The organism is Pseudomonas sp. SWRI68 (assembly GCF_014269165.1).
GTDB classification, from domain to species: domain Bacteria; phylum Pseudomonadota; class Gammaproteobacteria; order Pseudomonadales; family Pseudomonadaceae; genus Aquipseudomonas; species Aquipseudomonas capeferrum.
The window spans coordinates 1-20,471 of record NZ_JABWRU010000032.1 but is presented as its reverse complement, the minus strand read 5'-3'; the positions used below and the strand labels follow the sequence as shown (position 1 = coordinate 20,471).

The following is a 20,471-nucleotide window of genomic DNA, read 5'->3' as shown; positions in this document are numbered from 1 at the left end:
GCCGGTACAGGGCGCTGGAGGTTAAAACTTCAGCTCCCCCGGCGTCGCCCCGAACAATTGCTTGAACGCTGCGATGTAAGCCGAGGTCGAGTCATAACCGCAGCCCAACGCCGCCTCCGTCACGTTATCCCCCGCCTCCAGCAACGCCAGCGATGACAACAGCCGCATACGCTGCCGCCAATTGCGAAAACTCAACCCGGTCTCCCGCTGAAACAGCCGCATCAGCGTCTTTTCCGAACATGCCAATTGCTGCGCCCATTGCTGCAGGGTCTGTGGCTGGTCTGGCGCGGCGATCAGGCCATTGCACAGCGCCAGCAACCCGGGATGGCGTGGCAGCGGCAACGAAAAGCCCACCTCTGGCAACGTGCGCAACTGGTCGAGCAGCACCGCGACCAATCGCGCCTCGGCGCTGTCCCCTTCCGGGTAGTCTGCCGGGAGCAGGCAGAACTGCTTGATCAACTCCCGCGCCAACGGCGTCACCTCCAGCACCCGGCAGTGCTCCGGTGCCCACGGGCAGGCATCGCGGCGAACGTACAGGCTGCGCATTTCGGCCTGCATCGATGTCACCACCTCGTGTTCGGCATCCGCAGGCACCCACACGCCCCACTGGGGGGGCGCGAAATAGCTGCCTTCGCGGGTGTATACACCCAGCACGCCGCTGATGGCGTAGGAGAACTGCACCCAATCGTGCTGATGGCGGGTGGTCCAGGAGCCGGCACCGAGGCTTTCGGCGCGGGCATACAGCGGCCTGGGCAGATGGTCCAATGCGGGGATGGGCCGTGGGTGTCCGATGATCGGCATGGCGGTTTCTTGTAGTTCTGATCGGACAAGCCTAACAGCTGGGGGGATGACTGTGGCGCCCTCCCGCAAGATCACCGCTCGACGATAACCGTCACCCCCTGCCCACCCGCCGCACAGATCGAGATCAACCCGCGCCCCTTGCCTGCCGTCGCCAGCAGCTTGGCCAGGTTGGCCAGCACCCGCCCTCCCGTCGCCGCGAACGGATGCCCCGCCGCCAACGAACTGCCCTTGACGTTGAGCTTGCTGCGATCGATCGCGCCAAGCGCTGCGTCCAGCCCCAGCCGCTCACGGCAATAGTCCGCGTCCTCCCAGGCCTTGAGCGTACACAACACCTGGGCAGCGAACGCTTCGTGGATTTCGTAGTAGTCAAAGTCTTGCAGGGTCAGGCCATTGCGCGCCAACAAGCGCGGCACCGCATACACCGGCGCCATCAACAGGCCTTCGCGGCCGTTGACGAAATCCACCGCAGCGGTTTCGCCGTCCACCAGATAGGCCAGCACCGAGAGCCCCTGTTCCTGCGCCCAGGCTTCGCTGCCCAGCAGCACCAGCGAAGCGCCGTCGGTCAACGGCGTGGAATTGCCTGCCGTCAGCGTGCCCAGGCCGCTGCGGTCGAAGGCTGGCTTGAGCTTGGCCAGTTGTTCCAGGGTCAGGTCCGGGCGCAGGTTGTTGTCACGGCCCAACGCCAGAAATGGCGTGAGCAGGTCGTCCTGCCAACCTTCGGCATAAGAAGCTGCCAACCGTTGATGGCTGAGCAAGGTCAGTTCGTCCTGTGCACTGCGCTCAATCTGCCAGGCCTGTGCCATTCGCTCGCAATGCTCGCCCATCGACAGGCCTGTGCGCGGCTCGCCATTGCGGGGTAACTCAGGTTTCAGGTGGCCAGGGCGCAATTTGAGAAAAGGTTTGAGCCGTTCAGCCAGGCTTTTGCCGCGGTTGGCCTCCAGCAGGATGTGGCGCAACCCTTCGTTGACGGCAATGGGCGCATCGGAGGTGGTATCCACGCCGCCTGCAATGCCGCTGTCGATCTGCCCCAGGGCAATCTTGTTGGCCACCAGCAGTGCAGCCTCCAGCCCCGTGCCGCAGGCCTGCTGGATGTCGTAGGCCGGCGTGCGCGGCGACAAGCGTGAACCGAGCACGCATTCGCGGGTCAGGTTCATGTCACGCGAATGCTTGAGCACCGCGCCTGCCACCACTTCGCCCAGCTGAAGCCCATGCAAGCGGTAGCGCTCGATCAGGCCCTCGAGGGCGACGGTCAGCATCGCCTGGTTGCTGGCGGTGGCGTAGGCGCCATTGGAGCGGGCGAACGGGATTCGGTTGCCGCCCAGGATCGCGACCCGGCGAGGTGAACGCATGCGCATGTTCCTCCTGAAACAATTTAAACCGTACAGCCTAGGTGTTTTTACCGCATTCGAACGACCTTGCCACAAAGTTGGTCCACACTTTCAAGCTTGCCTTCAGGGAGACCCACTCATGAGCGATCGCTACCTCGGCTTTGCCAACTCCAACCTCGGCCGCCGCCTTGTGGATGCCCTTGGCCTGCCACACCCGGCCCCGCTGGAGCGCTGGCAGGCCGGCCGCCTGCGCCCGGTGGAGGGCGCCCTGGTAATCGGTGGCGGGCCACTGACAAGCCGGGTCGAGGCCATCGCCCCGCGCCTCACCGACGAACTCTACAGCTTCAATGCCGAAGGCTTGCAGGCACAGGCCTGGGTGGCGGGCCTGGGGCCGAAGCTAAAGGCCGTGGTGTTCGATGCCACTCATCTGTCCGACAGCGACGAATTGAAGCAGTTGCGCGAATTCTTCCAGCCATTGCTGCGCAGCCTGGCGCCTTGCGCCCACGTGGTGATTCTCGGCCGCGCCCCGGAGAGCCTCGACGACCCACTGGCCAGTGTCGCGCAACGTGCACTCGAAGGTTTCAGCCGCTCGCTGGCCAAAGAGCTGCGCAACGGTGCGACCGCGCAGTTGCTGTATCTCGCTGAAGGTGCCGAAGACCAACTGGAAGACCAACTGGAAGGTGCCCTGCGTTTTTTCCTCTCGCCCAAGAGCGCGTTCATTTCTGGCCAGGTCCTGCGCCTTGAAACCTGCGCCAGCCAGGTCGAGGATTGGACCCGCCCGCTTGGCGGCCGTCGCGCCCTGGTGACCGGTGCGGCACGCGGTATCGGCGCAGCCATCGCCGAAACCCTGGCGCGCGACGGCGCTGAAGTGGTGCTGCTGGATGTGCCGCAAGCGCGGCAAGACCTCGAAGCCCTCGCCGCGCGGCTAGGCGGCCAGGCGCTGGGCCTGGACATCTGCGCCAACGACGCAGCAGCGCAACTGCTCGAAGCACTGCCTGGGGGTATCGACATCGTGGTGCACAACGCAGGCATCACCCGTGACAAGACATTGGCCAACATGACCCCGGAATACTGGGACGCCGTGCTGGCGGTCAACCTCAAGGCGCCGCAGGTGCTCACCCAGGCGTTGTACGACGCTGGCGCGCTCGGTGACAACGCGCGCATCACCCTGCTGGCCTCGGTCAGCGGCATCGCCGGTAACCGTGGGCAGGCCAACTACGCGGCGAGCAAGGCCGGGCTGATCGGCTTCGCCGAAGCCTGGGCGCCAAAGCTCGCCGAGCGCGGTGCCAGCATCAATGCCGTGGCCCCAGGTTTCATCGAAACGCACATGACCGCCGCCATGCCCATGGGGCTGCGCGAGGCCGGGCGCCGCTTGAGCTCACTGGGCCAGGGCGGGCGGCCACAGGATGTCGCCGAGGCCATCGCCTGGCTCAGCCAGCCGGGCTCCGGTGCGGTCAATGGCCAGGTCCTGCGGGTCTGTGGCCAGGCACTGATGGGAGCCTGACCATGAGCAGACATTGGCACGACCTGCACGCCCCGGACTCACGCGCCAGCCTCTACCTGCGCGCGGCCAGTAAACGCAAAATCAGCGGCGACAGCCTGCCGAACACAGGCCTGCGCTGCGTCGTTCGGGCCCAGCCCGACAACCTTGCGGCCTACCGCCGGCTCTGCCACTTCACCGACGATGGCCGCTTGCCGGGCACTTATCCACATGTCATGGCCTTCCCCCTCCAGTTGCAGCTGCTGACCGGCCACGACTTCCCCTTCCCACTGCTCGGGCTGGTGCATCTGTATAACCGTATCGAGGTGCTGCGCCCCCTGGGTGGCATCGATGGGTTACGGTTTGCGGTGTACGCCGACAACCTGCAACCTCATGCCAAGGGCGGCACCTTCGACCTGATCACCGAAGCCGAAGATGGCTTGGGCCTGCTCTGGCGCGAAACCAGCCGCATGCTGGTACGCGGGCTGCACCTGGAAGGCCAGGCCAGTGAGCTGGCAGAGCACGAACCGGGCCCATTGGCAGAGGCGAGCCGCTGGTATGCAGACAGCGATATCGGCCGGCGTTATGCCAAGGTGTGCGGGGACTACAACCCCATCCACCTGAGCGCCGCCAGTGCGCGACTGTTCGGGTTTCCCAAGGCCATTGCCCATGGCATGTGGAGCCAGGCCATGGCGCTTGCGGCGTTGCGCGGGCACCTGCCGAACAGTGGCTATGGCTTCGAGGTGGATTTCCTGAAGCCGGTGCGGTTGCCATCGGAGGTGGTGCTCAGTGCCAGTGAGGCCGGGCCCGCTGGGGAACTGCGGCTGGATGGGCATGGCGAGTTGCTGCACATGCTCGGGCGTTGGAACCAGCTCTAGGCCGTGTGGCGGCTGCGCAGCCGCCCCCGAATCCTCTTGCTTTGCATCGGACCTGCGCCGAAGCTATGCGGCATTAGGAGAGCCCCGATGAACCTGCAAGAACTCACCGAACGCCTGCACAAGATCCGCGACAACAACGACTGGCGCGGCTTCCACAGCCCGAAGAACCTGGCCATGGCCGCCAGCGTCGAAATGGCCGAGCTGGTGGAAATCTTCCAGTGGCTGAGCGAAGACCAATCCCGCCAGTTGCCCGCCGACAAACTCGCCCACGCAGGCCAGGAGGTGGGCGATGTGGTCCTTTACCTGTTGCTGCTGTGCAGCGAGCTGGGCCTGGACATGGACCAGGTGGTACGGGCCAAACTGGCCGACAGCGAGAGGCGCTTCGCGCGATGAACGACCGTCACTTCGATGAACTGGCCACGCGCTTCGCCGAAAAGATCTACGGCGGTGCCAAAGGTGCAATTCGCCTGGCCGTGCTGCAAGCCGACCTGGCCGAAACATTGCCCGACCGCCCGCTGCGCATTCTCGATATCGGCGCAGGCCTGGGCCACATGGCCCTGTGGCTGGCTGAGCGCGGCCACCAGCTGACCCTGGCCGAGCCCGCCGCGCCCATGCTCGACGGTGCCCGTGTGCGCTTTGCCGAAGCGGGCCAGACGGCCACCTTCATCCAGGCGCCGTGGCAGGACCTGCTCGGCCAACTCACCGAACCCTACGACCTTGTGCTGTGCCACGCTGTGCTTGAATGGCTGGCCGAACCCGAAAGCATCCTGCCCGTGCTGCATCAGCTGACCTCGCCCAGCGGGTGGCTTTCGCTGGCCTTCTACAACCGCGACGCGCTGGTCTATCGCAACCTGCTCAAGGGCCATTTCCGCAAGTTGCGCAGCAACCGCCTGGAAGGTGAAAAGCAGAGCCTGACCCCACAGAAACCACTTGATCCACGTGAGCTCAAGGCGCAACTTGAGCCTATGTGGCAGGTCGAAAGCCAGAGTGGTGTCAGGGTGTTCCACGACTACATGCCCAAGGAGTTCCAGGCCAAGGCCGAACTGCTCGACCTTCTGGAAATGGAACTGGCCCACCGCAGGCACCCAAGCTTTGCCGGGCTCGGTCGCTACCTGCACTGGATCTGCCGCCCCCGCTGACCCCGCCCGCCGGGAGGAATACATGCCGTACCGTCTGTTGTGCCTGGCCCTGCTGCCCCTCGCCCTGGCTGGCTGCCAGGGCAGCAACCCGTATGTCGCCAGCGGCCGCCCCATACCGCCCGCGCCTGCTGCGGCTGCCACCACCTTCGACGCCAGTGCCTACCCGGCACCGGCCCGTGACTATGGGCACTATCGCAGCTGGAGCTGGCGTGGCGGCCAGTTGCCCAGCGGCACGGCCAATGCCGACCCGGCGCAACTGGCCGATGCCATCAGCGGCGCGCTCGACCAGCATGGCCTGCGCCCGGCACGGGGCAGCACCGGCGATCTACTGGTAAGCGCCGACATGCGCCTGGAAAAACGCCTGCGCCAAGTGCGCGACTATGACACCTACGACCCCTACTACGGCCCCTACCCCTACGGGGGCGTCGGTTATGGCGGCTACCGCAATGGCTACGGTGCCTATGCCAGCGCACCGATCGTGCGTACCTACGAGGTCGAGGTAATGGTGGTGCGCATCGATCTGTTCGACGCGCGCAACGGCCAGCCGGTGTGGAGCGCCAGTGCTGAAAGCAATAGCGACAAGGACTCGCCGCGTGATCGCGAAAGTGCCTTGCGTGATTCTGTGCACAAGGCGCTCAGCGGCTATCCTCCCAGTTAACGTCTACCGGAGAACCATCATGTTGCGCCGTCTCGTTCTACTGTCATTTGCGCTATTACTTGCGGCCTGCTCCAGCAACAACGTCCAGCATGATTTCGACGCCAGCCGCGATTTTGCCGCCTACCGCAGTTGGGCGTGGCAAGAACCCGGCTTGCAGTACCGCCCGGACGACCCCCGAATCAAGAGCGACCTGACCGAGCAGCGCATTCGCCAGGCGGTTGCCGGCCAGCTCGACCAGCGTGGCCTGCGCCCGGTGCAGGGCACGGCACGGCCTGACCTCAACGTACGCACGTACCTGATCGTCGAACAGCGCCAGCAACAAATCACCACCAACTACGGCGGTGGGTGGGGTGGCTACTGGGGCGGCTACTGGGGCGGCCCGATGTACAACGAAACCCGCAGTGTCGACTACAAGGTCGCCACCATTCAGGTCGACATGTTCGATGGGCGTGACGGCAAGCTGGTGTGGCGTGGCAGTGCCGAACAGATCATGAACAACTACCCGCCAAGCCCGGAGGAACGCAATACCGCCATTCACAATACCGTGGCCAAGGTATTGGCCAACTACCCGCCGGGTAGCAAGAAGTAGCAGTTAGCGGGAGCGGCCTTGCATTGCGATAGGGCCGCCCCCAAAAGCGCTGTGCCAACCGCGACATAATCCATTTCGACCACGCCTTTTTTCGTTGCCAACTGCACTCCCCTGCACGTTCCCGTCTATCTTCAGTTAAGGAAACCTGACTGACCGGGTAGAAGTGTTCAACAATTAGGGAAGGCGACCTGCCAATGCAAAGCATTGTTCTCTTGATGTGGCTTGCCTTGTGCTCCGAACAGGATGTGCGTCAACGCCAGATATCCAACCTGCTGACACTCGGCGTCGCGGCCTGCGCCCTGGCTTGGCTGTTCGCTACCGGCCACAGCTGGATCGGCGCCGAGGCCAGCGACGCCGGTTGGGCGCTGGCCATTGTCATGCTGCTGACCCTACCCGGCTACATGCTCGGGCGCTTCGGTGCCGACGACGTCAAGCTGATGGGCGCACTGGCCCTCGCCACCAGCCCTCAGTATGTACTCGGCACCTTCATCGGGGCGGGCGTCACGGTGCTGCTGTGGCTGCTCACCCGTCGCCGGTTGTGGACCCTGCTCAACCCCAAGGTAAAGAAGCGCTTGCAGGCCCTCACGGAGCAGATGGGCGACAAGCAGGCCTTCGTGCCCTACGTATTGGCAGGCTTTCTTCTGACAGCGGTATGGATCCAATAATCACATCTGTGGTCCGATAACTTGTACGAGCCTTGTACAGACTCGCAAACTACGACTACTTTTAAACTGCCAGAGCGTCTGGCCCGGGAGCAGGGCCGCTTACGAACAGGGAGTTGATCGTGAACAAGCCGTCGAGTGAAGTGAAGGTATTGGTGGTCGATGACCAGCCATTGATCGTCGAGCAACTGTGTGAATTTCTCGAAAGCCAAGGTCACCCTTGCGTCCCTGCCAATTCCACCGACCAGGCCATCGAGCGCTACCTGGCCGATCACAGCATTGGCCTGGTGGTGTGCGACCTGCACATGCCGCAGCGCGATGGCATCGAACTGGTCCGCGCACTGAAGCAAATTGCCGGCAGCAAGCGCATGTTCGAAGCGATCATGCTGACAGGACGTGCGGAGAAGCAGGATGTGATCCGCGCCTTGCGCGCAGGTTTTGCCGACTACTACCAAAAGCCCGTGAACCTCGACGAACTGCTCGAAGGCGTTCGCCGCCAAGAGCAGGCATTGCTGGAACGCCAGCGCAACCTCAGGGAACTGGGCGGCCTGAACCAGCGCCTGCAAGACCTGGCATCGTCCGTTGACGAGCTCTACCACGACCTTGAGAAGGCCCGCGGCCAGGGTGTGCATCGGCGTGCCAATGATGTCGAGGAAGGCGAAAGCGAGCTGCCAGCGGTGTTCGAGAAGCTGTCGCCGCGCCAACTGGAAGTGGCGCGGTTGGTCAGCAAAGGCAAGACCAATTACCAGATCGCCTGCGAACTGGGCATCACTGAAAACACCGTGAAGCTCTATGTGTCCCAAGTGCTGCGCCTGACCCACATGCACAACCGCACGCAACTGGCGCTGGCGCTGACGCCGAGCTCTTCACCGGTGCATCAGCGCTTTACCGCGCATTGATCGCGAACGCCGGTGTTGCGTAGGAGCGTATCGAGCGGGGTTCATTGCATCTGATAAGTGAAGCTGAGCGTCAAGCGTGGCGTTCGGCTCAGGCTGTCCAGGGCAGCATCCGCCAAAGGTTTCGCTACTTCCACAGCAACATTGAAGTAACGCCCATCCCCCAGCCGCAGCCCCAGCGCAGCCGACGTCATCCGGGCATCCTCGACCCTGCCAGCGTTGTACCAGGCACGCGCAGCATCGAGCACCGCATAAGGCTGTACCACCTTCAGCCAGCCGTCGCTGTGCCGAACGCTGTAGTTGAGCTCATACGCCACCCCCCAGCCCTTGTCCCCCGCTGCTTGGTCACGGGGGTAACCACGGCCGAAACCCTGCCCGCCAAACACCGCCCGTTCGCTGTCGGGCAGTGTGTCGTCGCTCCAGTACAGGGCGCCCGAAATCACCCCCTGCCAAGCGTCGAACAGCGTGTCGCTCTGCAATCCCGAAAGGCGCAACCGCAAGAAGTCGAGGTCATAGTCGGCGTCGCTGCGCGCGCCGAGGTAATCCAGGCCTTGATAGACCCCGGCACTGACGATTCGCAAGCGGCGAGCCTCGGCCTTGCGCCAGTTGCCCTCGAAGGACAGCGCCCGTACGTAGTTGTCGTATTCGCGCACCGGCAAACGCCCCGCAGGCCGATCTTCGAGATGCTCGCTGACCGCGTAGAAGCGCCCCGTCACCGTCAGCCACTCATCCGGCCTGACGATCAGTGGTTGACCAAGGCCTACCGAATAACGCTCGCTTTCCCGCTTCTGGGTGAGAGCGCTGCCGTCATCCAGGCGGATACGGGTGCCCGGTGTGCTGCGATAGCGCGAAGCAGATACCAGCAACTGGCTGCCTTCGGCGTCCAGGTACTGGCTGTAAGCCAAACGCTGGTAATGGGCCTGATCATCCCCGGGAGGCAGCAGCAGGCTTGCCTGGAACTGTTCGGCATAGCGGGTCTGGGCATTGCTGGTCACGGTGAACAGCGCCTGGGCGTTCTCACGGCTGCCATCGTTTACGGTAATGCCAGCGGCAAACGGCCTACGCCGCGCATGCACCGTCAGGTGAGCGGCACCCTCAGGCGAATGCGCCACGGTCAGTTCGGCGCCTAGCGCAACGCCCGGGATGCGTTCGGCAATGCCGATGTAGCGCTCCAGCGTCTCACGTGTGAGCGGCCGTTCGGCTTGCAAACGATGAAGCAACTGCTCCAGGTAACGGCGGGCCGAACCGATGTCGCCTTGCAACCGGTAGCCTTGGATATAGCCTTCCACCAGCTCCACCTGGATGCGGCCGTCTGCGATATCCTGCGGTGGCAGGTAGGCATACGAGAGCAGATAACCGTCCTGCCGATAGCGTTGGGTGAGGCGCTCGGTGAACTGTTGCAACTCGCCCAGCGTTGTCTCGCGCCCTATCAGCGGCTGGTAATGGTCGCGCAGCTCGCTCAGGGGGAACACCGTGCCGCCCTCGAAACGCACCTTGTGCAACACCAACCGGGTGTCTGCAGGTGCCCAACCCGCCGTATTGGCATCGGGCAGCGCCAGCCGCAGGCGCGCAGTGTCGGGGCGGTAGGTGTCTATTGGCAGGTTGGCGGCAGGCAGCCGACGCTCGTTTTCATGGCTGTCGAGAAACACCGGCAACGCCTCTGCCTGGGCCAGCAGGGCCCAAGGCAGCAATAACAGGGGCACGACCAGAGGACGCATAGGACGCTCCATGATCCCTCGGGTACCGCGGCGCCAGCCGGTCACACCCGTCACTTGCAAAGCGTAGGTGCTACCCCCGCAATCGTCGAACGGCTACTCGCTGACCTGAAACGCCACCCGCGCGGTCTCGCCACTTTCATCCAGCGCGCTGAGCTCGATCTGCCCAGCGCGGTCGAAGCGCACCAGCAGGCTGTCCTGGCCCAGGGTCTCGCCCAACGGCTGGCCATTGAGGAACCACCAGCGCCGGCCACCCCCGCCAAGGGCAGAAACGTGCAACTGCAACGGCTCGCTGCTGGTTGCCGGGCGGCGCAGGTTGTCACCTGGGCGTACACCGACGATTGAAAGAGGTGGCGCAGTCGCCGGCGCCTGCGGTGGGCAGGTCGGGTCGACTGCCGGCAAGCGCGCCGCACGCCGTTCGACGCGGGGGAGCCACGGCTCCAGCGGCGCAGGCCAGAGGGCGATGTCACGTACCTTGGCCCCCAGGCAGCTGCCATCGACGCGCTGCCCTTGCGCATTGACCCAGACGCGCTCGCGCAAGCCCATCCCCAGCGGTTGGTCGGCGGCCTGCAAGGTCGGCGGTGTGGTGCCGTCGAGGGTCCAGGCAAAACGCTGGCGACGGCAGTTGGGGTCTTGCCGATTCATCGGCTGGCCCAGCGGCCAGCAGATGGCTGCCACGCCGATGGTATCGGGCACCTGCTCGACCGGCACGCGGATACCGCGCTGGGCGTCGCGGTTGCTCAGCAGGTCATGCACCTGAAGCATCAACGGCGCCGCCGAGGCCAGGCCGAACTGCCCAGGCACTGGCGTGCCGTCAGGGCGGCCGATCCAGACACCGATCAGGTAGCGCGGCCCGACGCCGATCGACCAGGCATCACGGAAGCCATAGCTGGTACCGGTCTTCCAGGCCAATTGCGGGCGCTGCACCAGCTCGGCGTGCGGGTCACGGTCCGGCCGCGCCTGGCCACTGAGAATACGCCGGATAATCCACGCCGCCCCTGGCGACAGCAGGCGCCGCTCCAGCAACGGCTCCTGGGGCTGCAGGCGGATGCGCGCACTGTTGCCGGCTCGGGCGAAGGCCGCATAGCCGCCGACCAGGTCTTCCAGGCGGCTGCCCGCACCGCCGAGGATCAGCGACAGGTTGGGCTCGGCCAGGGGCGGCAGCATCAGCGGCACGCCGGCCACACGCATCTGCGCCGCGAAGCGTTTCGGGCCATAGGCTTCCAGCAACTGCACCGCCGGCAGGTTGAGCGACAGGGCCAAGGCGGAACTGGCCGACACCGGCCCGCTGAAACCCATGGAGAAGTTGCCAGGCCGATAATCGCCGTAGCGCCTGGGCACATCCTGCAGCAGCGATTCGGAGTGGATAAGCCCGTCGTCCAGCGCCATGCCGTAAAGGAACGGTTTGAGCGTCGAGCCGGGCGAGCGCAAGGCGCGCACCATGTCGACATGGCCGTAGCGTCGCTCATCGGCCAGGTCGATCGACCCCAGGTAAGCGCGCACCGCCATGGTCTGTGCATCCACCACCAGAATCGCCGCCGACGTGCGCTCCGGCAGGCGTGCCCGCCAGCCTAGCAGCAGGTCTTCGAGGCGCCTTTGCAGGGCCGCGTCGAGTGTGGTGCGAATCAGTGGCGGGCTACCGGCGGTGTTCAGCCGTCGCGCCAGCAACGGCGCCAGGGCCGGCTCTTGCCGCGGCGCCAGCAGTAAGGGCTCTTCGGCGGCCTCCTTGAGCTGCTGGGCGGGCCAGACCTGGTACTCGGCCAGCCGTTGCAGCACCTTGTCGCGCGCACGCTGGGCACGTTCGGGATGGCGGTCCGGGCGCAGGCGGCTGGGTGCCTGGGGCAGCACCGCAAGCAGCGCCGCCTCGGCAGGTGTCAGGTGCTTGGGCGACTTGCCCAAATATGCCCAACTGGCAGCCGCCACCCCCTGCAGGGTGCCGCCAAAGGGCGCGCGGTCGAGGTAGATCTGCAGGATTTCGCGCTTCGACAGGTGCCACTCCAGCTGCGCCGTACGCCATAACTGGCGCAGCTTGCCGGCCAAGGTGCGGTCATGCGGGTCGAGCAGGCGCGCCACCTGCATCGACAACGTACTGCCGCCCGACACCACGCGCCCGCCGCGCAGGTTCAGCCAGGCCGCGCGGGCCAGGGCCAGCGGGTTGACCCCTGGGTGGCGATAGAACCAGCGATCCTCGTAGGTCAGCAGTGCCTGCAAGTACAGCGGCGAGACCTCATCCGGGCTGACCGGATAGCGCCACACGCCCTCGGCGTCGGCAAAGCGCCACAATGGCGTGCCGTCTTCGGCCAGCACCACCCGCGCCAGGTCGTCGCCTGGCATGGGCAGCGGCCAGATACGGTCAGCCAGCCACAGCAGGCCGACAGCCAGCACCAGGGTGATGACACCGGCACGGGCAATTCTGCCCGCTCGCGTGCGCGGCCGCGCTAAGCTTGGCATCGGGAACCGACTTGGCCAACTGATGGCCAAAGGCTTGGAAACGGCAAACTCGCCGACGTGTCGATCAGGAAGCAACTATGCATGTAGAAGGTTTTTTCGAGTGGCTGGGCCAGGCACTGGGTTCGTTGATCCGAGTTATCGTCGACGCATTGAGCGGGCTGTTCAACCTGCTGGCCAATGCCGGGGGCAATTTCATCGATGGCCTGGCGCGCACGTTGGGCATGGACACCTCGCTGGTCAGCATCCTTGCCCTGGTGGTTGGCCTGATGCTGCTGTACTCGGCCATCCGCGCCTTCATGCGGGCGTCGATCATCCTCGGGATCATCTGGCTGGTGCTGGGGTTGTGGGTGATGAGCTGGGTGATTCACTGAGGCCCTGCCGCCCCTCGCTTTGATGTGTTTTTTGGGTGTGGGTGTGGGTGTGTAGGAGCGGCCTTGCGTCGCGAAAGGGCCGCGGAGCGGCCCCAGGATTTCGGCGTTAACTTTGATATCGCTGGGGCCGCGCTGCGGCCCTTTCGCGACGCAAGGCCGCTCCTACAACAACCCAAGCACGCGGGGCAGCAGTGGCTTAGCGGGCGTTGACGGTCATCTCGCCCTGCCCATCGCCCACAGCCTGCAGATTCGGCCGGTACATCGACTCGACCTGCGGCGGCGGCACCCGATAGGTGCCCGGCGTTACCGCCCGTGCCAGGTACAGCAGGTGCGTGGTGGCATAGCCATCGAGTTTGAGCGCGGCCACATAACGGTCATCACGGTACTCCTGATGCACCACGCTGGCATTCTGCATCGACTCACGCCACTCCTTTACCGCGCTGCTGGCGTTGTCCAGGCTGGCGGCGCTCTGTGCCAGGTTCTGGTTTTCCAGCTCCAGCCCCGCCGGCAGCAAGTCGACCACCAACGCATCCGGCACACGCTCTTTGGCCTTGAGCGCCAGGTGCACCAACACCAGGTCGCCACTGCGCAGGTTGTGCAGGTCCAGTGGTTGGCCGTTCATGCCCAGGTACTCGCGACGAATCTCCATGCCATTGCCGCCAGCCGCTGGCGCCTGGCGTGGGTAGCCAGAGAGGGTCAGCTGCTGGTAGAGCGTCTCGCTGCCTTGGTTTTGCACCGTCAACGGCGAAGCCAGCAACGGGCCTTCGAGCTTGAGGCCCGACGCTGCGTTGTCGAGCTCGCGGATTTCGCCTGCGCTGTCCAGCCGCGCCTGCCACTTGCCCTCCGGCTTGCCGAGCAAACCACGGCCGGCAAGGAACAGCGCGTTGCGTTCCTGAGTCGACAGCCAGCGGTTGGCCGCCAGCTCGTCAGACAGCGCGAACAAGCGTTGGTCGACCTGGTTGCTGGCCAGGTTGCTTTCTTGCAACAGCGCCAGGATCAACGCTTGGTCACGCAGGGTGCTGCCGTAGTCAGCCATCCAGCCCTTGCTGCGGCTGATGCCCAACCCGGCTTGCAAGGCCTGCTCGGCGCGTGGCTTGTCGCCCATCTTGTCCAGCGCCACGGCCAGTTGCACCAGCGGTAGACCCGAGCGGGCGTCGGCGCGGCGTTCGAACAGCCCGCGCAAGACGCCCAGCGGTGCCTGCTGGTTGCGCGACAAGACCAGCGCAGCATAGGCCTGCACGGCGAAGCGGGTATGGTCGGCGCTCTCGCTGTAGTCGACCTCGATCAGGTTGCGTTCCTGCAGGTAGCGCAGCAGGCGTTCGTTGGCTTTCTTCAGCGCTTCGGCCGGCACGCCGTAGCCCTGGTCACGGGCACGCAGCAGGAAGTCGGTGACATAGGCGGTCAACCAGTACTCCTCCTCGCTGTCCGAGCTCCACAGGCCAAAGCTGCCGTTGTAACGCTGCATGCCCAGCAGGTGCTCGATGCCCATCTCGATCTTGCGTTTGCGCACATCGGCCGGCTCGCCCTTGATACCCAGGCGCTTGAGGCTTTCGGCATCGGCGTACAGCGACGGGTACAGGCCGCTGGTGGTCTGCTCAAGGCAACCATACGGGTAGGCTTCGAGGGCGCGGATCTGTTCGGCCAGGTTCAGCGGCGGCCGGCTCGACACCACCAGGCTGGCTTCAAGGCCCGCCGGTTCGAAGGCCGCCAGGTCAGCCTCGGGCAACGCCCATGGCTGGTCCTTCAGCGCCACCCGGTAGTGCTTGAGCATTGCCGGGTAGGCCGGGCGAACGCCCAAGGTCCACTCACGCTCGAAGGCCGTTGCCGGCTCGTTCGGCAATTGCAGGCCATTGACGCGCACCTTCACCTTACCCTGGCCCAGACCACCCTGGGCCTGCACCGGGATCATCAGCGTGGAGCGCTGGCCTTCAGCCAGGGCAACGCTGTGCACAGCGCTGGTGGCCAGGCTCAACTGGCCTTCGGTGCTGATTTCGACATTCAGTTGCTGGGCTTGGCCGGACAGGTTGGCCAGGTCCAGCGCCAGGCTGGTGCGGTCGCCGCCGGCGAGGAAGCGCGGCGCCGAGAGTTCGGCGATCAACGGCGCGGCGACCACCGTCTTGCCCTCGGCCATGCCGAAGTGATCCTCGGTCCACGCCTGGGCCATCAGCCGCAGCTCGCCGTTGAAGTCGGGGATATCGACTGTGGCCTGGCCTTCGCCTTTCTCGTCCAGGGTGACCGGCAGGCTCTGCTGCGCGACGATGGTCACCGTGGTGTTGGGGCGTTTGCCACCCTTGGCCATGGCGGCGTCACCGCCGAATGCCAGGCTGGCCAGACGGCCCTGGCCGGCTTCGATCAACTGGCCGTAGATGTCCAGTTGGTCAGCGCCATAGGCCTTGCGACCGAACAGGCTGGCGAACGGGTCGGGGGTCTTGAAGTCGGTGATGTTGAGGATGCCCACGTCAACCGCAGACAACAGCACATGCACCTGCTGCCCCGCAGCGGGTGCACTGCCATCGGCCTTGGCCACCTTGAACTTCACCGTCAGCGGCTGCTTGGGGCGCATTTTTTCCGGTGCTTGCAGGCTGACCGCGAGCTTGCGCTCGGCCCGGTCCAGCGGCAGGTGCAGCACGCCCACGGCGCGTTTAGGCGTGGCATTGGCCTTGCGCTCGCCGGGGCGAATTACCAGGGCGCTGATGTACAAGTCGTGTCGTGCCCATTGCTTGTCCAGTTGCACGTCGAAGGTCTTGCCCTCGGCCGGCACGTCGATTTCCTGCCACCACAGCGGGCCATCGCTGGACTCGATCATCAGGTAGCCGCTGCCGCCTGCCGGCGGCGTTACCGTGACCTTGGCCGAGGCACCATCGGCGTAGGAGGGTTTGTCCAGGGCCAGCTTGACCTGGTCCGGGCGCACCGCGCCGCCTTCGGCGTTGTCCTGGGCGCGGTAGCCGGCCCAGAAGCGCTCGCTGGAGACCAGGCCGGTTTCCGGGTCTTCGACTTCGACCCGGTAAGGGCCCCACTCGACCTGGAACGACAATTTGGCGGTCGAGCCGGCCTTGACGCTGACGGTCTGCTCGCTCTGGGTGAGGAATTTCTCGTTGAAGTTGTAGCTCCAGCCGTCGCTCTGCGAGTAGTTCCAGTAGTAGTCACGGCGTTCGCGAATCAGCCGCACCTTGAGGTCGTTGGCCGCAAGCTTCTTGCCGTCACGGTCGGCGACCAGGAACTCGAATTCCACCGGGCCGTCACTGTCGGTCTCCTCACCCTCGAACAGCCCGCGCAGGCCAGGCAAGCGCTCGGCCGGCCAGATCGGCTGTTCCAGGCGACGGGTGATCGGCCTGCCACCGGACTCCTGCAGGCTCGCCTGCACGGTCAGTTGCAGCGGCGAGCGGGCTTCGGCCCAGCGGCTTTCGATATCGACCACCGCCTTGCCGGCCTGGTCGAGGGTGACCTCGTCCAGCTCCAGGTCCTGGTTCAGCTCGGTTTCGGTGACCGAGCCGAACTGGTAACCCGGCAGCGCCGGCACTGCTTCGCGCAACGGGCGCACGTAGGCCTGGCCACTCAGGCGATTACCTGCGGCAGGCGCGCCGTAGAGGTAGCGGCCATCGACCTGGATGTGCGCGTCCTGATCAGGCGCAAGCGGCGTGCTGCTGCCTTTGAGCTCCAGCGCCAGGCGCTCGGGGAGGAAGTCTTCGACAAGAAACTCGTAGACCTGCTTGCGCCCGCCCCCCAAGTCGAGCAGCAATTGCCAGCGACCGGTCGGTGCTTCGCTGGCCAATTGCAACTGGTACTGGTACAGGCCATTGCCATCGGCCTCCCAGACAAACTTGCGGCTGACCTGCTCATCGGGGCGGCGTACTTCCACGCTGACGGGCTGGGCCTTGACCGGCTTGCCATCCTGATCGCGCAGCAGGCCGTTGAGCAGCACGGTCTCGCCCGGGCGATACAGGTCGCGTGGGCCGAAAATGAACAGTTGCAAAGGGTTGGCCTGAGGGCCGGTGATGTCGAATTCGGCCAGGTCCAACGCTGCGGTGTTCAGGCGCAGCAAGGTGGTGTGCACGCCCTGGGTGGCAATCAAGGTATCGGCCTTGGGCGTGATCGGCAGCTGGGCGTGGCCTTCGCCATCGGTCTTGGCCTGGGCCAACAGCTTGCCCTTCTCATCGTGTATCTCAAGGTTGACGTCTTTCATCGCCTTGCCCCCTTCCAGGGCCTGGGCGAACACGTCGAGGCGGTCGCGGAAGCGGTGCGCAGAGACGCCGATGTCGCTGAGGCTGAACAGGGTGGCCGGCTGCGAATAATCGTAAGTGCCAGAAGCACGCATCACCGCCAGGTACACACCCGGCGCCTGCAGCGGCTTGATCCCGGCGATCGGCAGCAATACGGTTTCGCGGGTGTTGCGCGCCGGGTTGAGGTCGAAACGGCCACTGTAGACCAGCTCGGCCATGGCCAGGGTTTCTTTGGACTGGTAGGAATACAGGCTGCTGTTGCGCCCCCAGTTGACCAGGAAGGTCGACAGCATCTCGGGCTTCACGCGGAAGAATTCGACATCGACCTTGTCGACGTTGAGGGCGATCACCGGCAGGCCTTCGGCCAGGCGCGTGGGCAGCAGCGAGCCGCGGCTGGCAAAGCCGATGGTCGGCTGCATGTCGCGGGTTTCCAGGCGGGTCACCGACTCGCTGTCGAGCTGCTGGCCGTTGACCGCCAGCAGGCCTTTGTCGACGGTCAGCACCAGCTTGCGCTGCGGCTCGAGGTGGCGCAGGTGCAGCTCCATCTGGTTGTCGGAGAGTTCCCAGGCACCATCGACCTTGCCTTTGACAGTGTCGACCAGGTGCAGCTTGGCGGCAAAGTCCTGTTTGGCATCCAGCGGCGCCGAGAAGCTGATCGACAACGTGCTGGCGCCATCGAGCTGCACTTCCGAGACATCCAGCACCGTCAGCGCGCGGCCCTCGTAGCGCTTGGCGAGCACGGCGGGGTCTTCGCGCTTGGCCGGTTGCACCTCGGCGGGCGTGGTGGCTGCCGGTTTCTCGGCCGGCGCCGGTTTGTCCGGCGCAGATGAGTCACAAGCACTGAGCAACGCCAGCGCGCAGGCCAGCAACAATCCTTTGTTGAACATGGTGTGGGAACTCTTTGGCAGCGTGTACGTGAGGGCAGCAACTATAGCGCAACGCCGGGCGCATCACCCGAGGTCGAGCGCCAGGTGAGACCGCGTTCGCGCGCATTGGTTGCCTGGCCGGTACACTGTGGCCTGCAAACGCAGCCCCCATGACCTTAGGACACCGATGAGCTCCCTCACCACCGACTGGCGCGACCGCCCTACCCACCGCAAGGTCTGGGGCCTGGCCGCACCGATGATCCTCTCAAATATCTCGGTACCGCTGGTGGCGCTGGTCGACAGCACCGTCATTGGCCACCTGCCCCATGCCCATCAGCTGGGCGCAGTGGCGGTGGGCGCCACCCTGTTCACCTTCATGGTCGGCCTGATGGGCTTTCTGCGCATGGGCTCTACCGGCTTCGCAGCCCAGGCTGCCGGCCGCGGCGACGGCGCAGCATTGCGCCAGGTGCTGGTGCAAGGGCTGCTGCTGGCCGTGGGCTTTGCCGTGATCATCGGCCTGCTGGCGCTGCCCTTCAGCCAGCTTGCACTTCATGCGATGCAGCCCAGCGCGGCGTTGCAGCAATCCACCGAAGATTTCTTCCACACTCGCCTGTTCGGGCTGCCTGCTGCATTGGCCAGCTACGCGCTGGTCGGCTGGTTCCTGGGCACCCAGAATGCCAGGGCGCCGCTGGCCATTCTGCTGACGACCAACCTGCTGAACATCGTGCTCAACCTGTGGTTCGTACTCGGCCTGGACTGGGGGGTGCTGGGTTCGGCGCGGGCGTCGGTGATCGCCGAATGGAGCGCCGCGCTGCTGGGGCTGGCCCTGACCCGCCCGGCCCTGCGCGCCTACCCTGGGCACATCGCCTGGGCGGCGTTGAAGCGCTGGCAGGCATGGCGGCCACTGCTGGCCGTCAACCGCGATATCTTCCTGCGCAGCCTGGCCTTGCAGCTGGTGTTTCTGTTGATCACCGTGCAAGGCGCACGCCTGGGTGAAGCGACGGTGGCCGCCAACGCATTGTTGCTCAATGGCCTGCTGCTGACCGCCTACGCCCTCGATGGCCTGGCCCATGCTGTCGAGGCCTTGTGCGGGCACGCCATTGGTGCGCGCGACCACACCAGCCTACGCCGCGCGTTGGTCGTGGCGTGTGGGTGGTCGCTGATCACCAGCGTCGGGTTTGCCGTGTTGTTCCTGCTGGGGGGGCATCTGTTCATCGACCTGCAGACCGATATCGACAGCGTGCGGGCGGCGGCTTATCCGTACCTGCCGTATCTGGCGGTGCTGCCATTGGTGGCGGTGTGGAGTTACTTGCTGGACGGGCTGTTCATCGGCGCCACGCGGGCCAGGGAAATGCGCAATGCGATGCTGATTTCGGTGGTGCTTGCGCTGCCGGTGGCGTGGGGCATGAGCGGGTTTGGCAACCATGGGTTGTGGCTGGCGTTTCTTGGCTTCATGGCGCTGCGGGCGGTGACGCTGGGGTGGGTTGGGTGGCGGTTGCAGCAAAAGGGGTTGTGGATTCGGTAGTGCCGAGGCCGCTCCTACAGCGGTTATGCGATGCCTGTAGGAGCGGCCTTGCGTCGCGAAATGAGGGCTGCGCCCTCACCTGCTGACCTACAGCCACACACAATCCCAATGTGAGTACTCGCCAGCACGCTGCACCAGACCGGCACGAATGGGATTGGCGACGATGTAACGCGCTGCGGCTTTTACATCGTCTTCTTTGCGTAGTGCCCGATCATGGTAACCCCGTTGCCAGATATGCCGACGTTCTGCACCCAGCCGATAAAGAGCACAGCTGCTTCTGGATTTGAACGCGCACATCAGGCTTCCCAAACTGATGGGGCCAAGTTCGATCAACCAATGAAGATGATCTGGCATAAGTACCCAAGCAAGTGTTTGGCAGTTGCCTTGTTGATCAGCCAGGCGCAACTGCTGAATCACCGCTCTGGCGAACCACATGTTGCAAAACAATGGATAGCGGCTGCGGGTGACAGCAGTCAGCAGGTAAAGACGACCGGGTTCGGAGACTCGGCCGATGCGTAAACGGTGATTGCCTTGGCTGTCCATGCCGTGCTCCTTTGAATATTGCATTCAAAGGTAGTCATGGTGATTCAGTAGACGATGTATGGATCATTTCCGGGTGTGACCTCGGTGAGGGCTGCGCCCTCATTTCGCGACGCAAGGCCGCTCCTACAAAAGCACCGCGATCCCGTGCAGAGTTGTAGGTTCGGTAGTGCCGGGGCCGCCCCTACAGCAGTTATGCGATGCCTGTAGGAGCGGCCTTGCGTCGCGAAATGAGGGCGCAGCCCTCACCTGCTGACCTACAGCCACACACAATCCCAATGTGAGTACTCGCCAGCACGCTGCACCAGACCGGCACGAATGGGATTGGCGACGATGTAACGCGCTGCGGCTT

Annotated in this window: 16 protein-coding genes and 1 pseudogene; 10 read left to right on the top strand and 7 right to left on the bottom strand. The window is 64.8% G+C overall.

Annotation, left to right across the window (positions count from 1 at the left end; genetic code table 11):
• Positions 1-21: 21 nt before the first annotated feature.
• Together HU770_RS25775 and HU770_RS25770 are read right to left on the bottom strand one after the other, a co-directional pair.
• The gene (locus HU770_RS25775; RefSeq protein ID WP_033703371.1) at positions 22-801 is read right to left on the bottom strand and encodes a helix-turn-helix transcriptional regulator; all 780 of its coding nucleotides are present in this window, start codon (positions 799-801) and stop codon (positions 22-24) included.
• Positions 802-872: 71 nt separating this feature from the next.
• Complete coding sequence (locus HU770_RS25770; protein ID WP_186666271.1) at positions 873-2,150, bottom strand: acetyl-CoA C-acetyltransferase; 1,278 nt, start codon at positions 2,148-2,150, stop codon at positions 873-875.
• Between the two features lie 118 nt (positions 2,151-2,268).
• Here HU770_RS25770 and HU770_RS25765 point away from each other — a divergent pair, with 118 nt between their 5' ends.
• The 8 genes from HU770_RS25765 to HU770_RS25730 all read left to right on the top strand — a co-directional run bounded on the left by HU770_RS25765 (position 2,269) and on the right by HU770_RS25730 (position 8,434).
• Entirely contained in the window at positions 2,269-3,633 is a 1,365-nt protein-coding gene (locus tag HU770_RS25765; protein WP_047583500.1) for a 3-oxoacyl-ACP reductase, read from the top strand.
• Between the two features lie 2 nt (positions 3,634-3,635).
• On the top strand, positions 3,636-4,487 hold the full coding sequence (locus HU770_RS25760; RefSeq protein WP_186666269.1) for a MaoC/PaaZ C-terminal domain-containing protein: 852 nt from the start codon (positions 3,636-3,638) through the stop codon (positions 4,485-4,487).
• An 87-nt stretch (positions 4,488-4,574) separates the two neighbouring features.
• Entirely contained in the window at positions 4,575-4,880 is a 306-nt protein-coding gene (locus HU770_RS25755; protein WP_033703374.1) for a MazG-like family protein, read from the top strand.
• Entirely contained in the window at positions 4,877-5,626 is a 750-nt protein-coding gene (locus HU770_RS25750) for a methyltransferase domain-containing protein (RefSeq protein WP_186666267.1), read from the top strand. Before HU770_RS25755 ends, HU770_RS25750 begins: the two co-directional genes overlap by 4 nt.
• Positions 5,627-5,648: 22 nt before the next feature.
• Positions 5,649-6,284, top strand: coding sequence for a DUF4136 domain-containing protein (locus HU770_RS25745; protein WP_186660693.1), 636 nt, complete (start codon positions 5,649-5,651; stop codon positions 6,282-6,284).
• A 19-nt stretch (positions 6,285-6,303) separates the two neighbouring features.
• Positions 6,304-6,873, top strand: a complete 570-nt coding sequence (locus tag HU770_RS25740; RefSeq protein ID WP_095065365.1) for a DUF4136 domain-containing protein — start codon at positions 6,304-6,306, stop codon at positions 6,871-6,873.
• Positions 6,874-7,067: 194 nt separating this feature from the next.
• Complete coding sequence (locus HU770_RS25735; protein ID WP_033703378.1) at positions 7,068-7,538, top strand: A24 family peptidase; 471 nt, start codon at positions 7,068-7,070, stop codon at positions 7,536-7,538.
• A 119-nt stretch (positions 7,539-7,657) separates the two neighbouring features.
• A complete protein-coding gene (locus HU770_RS25730) occupies positions 7,658-8,434 on the top strand; it encodes a response regulator transcription factor (RefSeq protein WP_186660689.1) in 777 nt (258 codons plus the stop codon).
• A gap of 41 nt (positions 8,435-8,475) precedes the next feature.
• Here the strand turns inward: HU770_RS25730 and HU770_RS25725 are convergent, their stop codons facing one another.
• Together HU770_RS25725 and pbpC are read right to left on the bottom strand one after the other, a co-directional pair.
• Positions 8,476-10,149 (bottom strand): ShlB/FhaC/HecB family hemolysin secretion/activation protein, encoded by a 1,674-nt coding sequence (locus HU770_RS25725; RefSeq protein ID WP_186666265.1) that lies wholly within the window; start codon positions 10,147-10,149, stop codon positions 8,476-8,478.
• A gap of 93 nt (positions 10,150-10,242) precedes the next feature.
• Positions 10,243-12,597: a peptidoglycan glycosyltransferase PbpC gene (gene pbpC, locus HU770_RS25720; protein ID WP_186660685.1), complete on the bottom strand. Its 2,355-nt coding sequence runs from the start codon at positions 12,595-12,597 to the stop codon at positions 10,243-10,245.
• A gap of 77 nt (positions 12,598-12,674) precedes the next feature.
• Here pbpC and HU770_RS25715 point away from each other — a divergent pair, with 77 nt between their 5' ends.
• Positions 12,675-12,968 carry a hypothetical protein gene (locus tag HU770_RS25715; RefSeq protein WP_033703383.1) on the top strand — a complete coding sequence of 98 codons (294 nt, stop codon included), beginning with the start codon at positions 12,675-12,677 and terminating at the stop codon, positions 12,966-12,968.
• A gap of 196 nt (positions 12,969-13,164) precedes the next feature.
• Here HU770_RS25715 and HU770_RS25710 read toward each other — a convergent pair whose 3' ends face one another.
• Positions 13,165-18,075, bottom strand: coding sequence for an alpha-2-macroglobulin (locus HU770_RS25710; protein WP_186666263.1), 4,911 nt, complete (start codon positions 18,073-18,075; stop codon positions 13,165-13,167).
• Positions 18,076-18,241: 166 nt separating this feature from the next.
• Between HU770_RS25710 and HU770_RS25705 the strand changes: the two genes are divergently transcribed.
• Positions 18,242-19,579 (top strand): MATE family efflux transporter, encoded by a 1,338-nt coding sequence (locus tag HU770_RS25705; RefSeq protein WP_186660681.1) that lies wholly within the window; start codon positions 18,242-18,244, stop codon positions 19,577-19,579.
• Positions 19,580-19,666: 87 nt separating this feature from the next.
• Here HU770_RS25705 and HU770_RS25700 read toward each other — a convergent pair whose 3' ends face one another.
• A complete protein-coding gene (locus HU770_RS25700; RefSeq protein WP_186666261.1) occupies positions 19,667-20,122 on the bottom strand; it encodes a transposase in 456 nt (151 codons plus the stop codon).
• A gap of 254 nt (positions 20,123-20,376) precedes the next feature.
• A pseudogene (locus HU770_RS27180) lies at positions 20,377-20,471 on the bottom strand (transposase); the annotation flags it as partial.

Bases quoted from the DNA above. Each gene is read 5' to 3' on its own strand.
- HU770_RS25710 (WP_186666263.1), bottom strand. From the start codon at position 18,075: ATGTTCAACAAAGGATTGTTGCTGGCCTGCGCGCTGGCGTTGCTCAGT.
- HU770_RS25775 (WP_033703371.1), bottom strand. From the start codon at position 801: ATGCCGATCATCGGACACCCACGGCCCATCCCCGCATTGGACCATCTG.
- HU770_RS25700 (WP_186666261.1), bottom strand. From the start codon at position 20,122: ATGGACAGCCAAGGCAATCACCGTTTACGCATCGGCCGAGTCTCCGAA.
- HU770_RS25765 (WP_047583500.1), top strand. From the start codon at position 2,269: ATGAGCGATCGCTACCTCGGCTTTGCCAACTCCAACCTCGGCCGCCGC.
- HU770_RS25755 (WP_033703374.1), top strand. From the start codon at position 4,575: ATGAACCTGCAAGAACTCACCGAACGCCTGCACAAGATCCGCGACAAC.
- HU770_RS25770 (WP_186666271.1), bottom strand. From the start codon at position 2,150: ATGCGTTCACCTCGCCGGGTCGCGATCCTGGGCGGCAACCGAATCCCG.
- HU770_RS25735 (WP_033703378.1), top strand. From the start codon at position 7,068: ATGCAAAGCATTGTTCTCTTGATGTGGCTTGCCTTGTGCTCCGAACAG.
- HU770_RS25715 (WP_033703383.1), top strand. From the start codon at position 12,675: ATGCATGTAGAAGGTTTTTTCGAGTGGCTGGGCCAGGCACTGGGTTCG.
- pbpC (WP_186660685.1), bottom strand. From the start codon at position 12,597: ATGCCAAGCTTAGCGCGGCCGCGCACGCGAGCGGGCAGAATTGCCCGT.
- HU770_RS25705 (WP_186660681.1), top strand. From the start codon at position 18,242: ATGAGCTCCCTCACCACCGACTGGCGCGACCGCCCTACCCACCGCAAG.
- HU770_RS25740 (WP_095065365.1), top strand. From the start codon at position 6,304: ATGTTGCGCCGTCTCGTTCTACTGTCATTTGCGCTATTACTTGCGGCC.
- HU770_RS25725 (WP_186666265.1), bottom strand. From the start codon at position 10,149: ATGCGTCCTCTGGTCGTGCCCCTGTTATTGCTGCCTTGGGCCCTGCTG.
- HU770_RS25750 (WP_186666267.1), top strand. From the start codon at position 4,877: ATGAACGACCGTCACTTCGATGAACTGGCCACGCGCTTCGCCGAAAAG.
- HU770_RS25745 (WP_186660693.1), top strand. From the start codon at position 5,649: ATGCCGTACCGTCTGTTGTGCCTGGCCCTGCTGCCCCTCGCCCTGGCT.
- HU770_RS25760 (WP_186666269.1), top strand. From the start codon at position 3,636: ATGAGCAGACATTGGCACGACCTGCACGCCCCGGACTCACGCGCCAGC.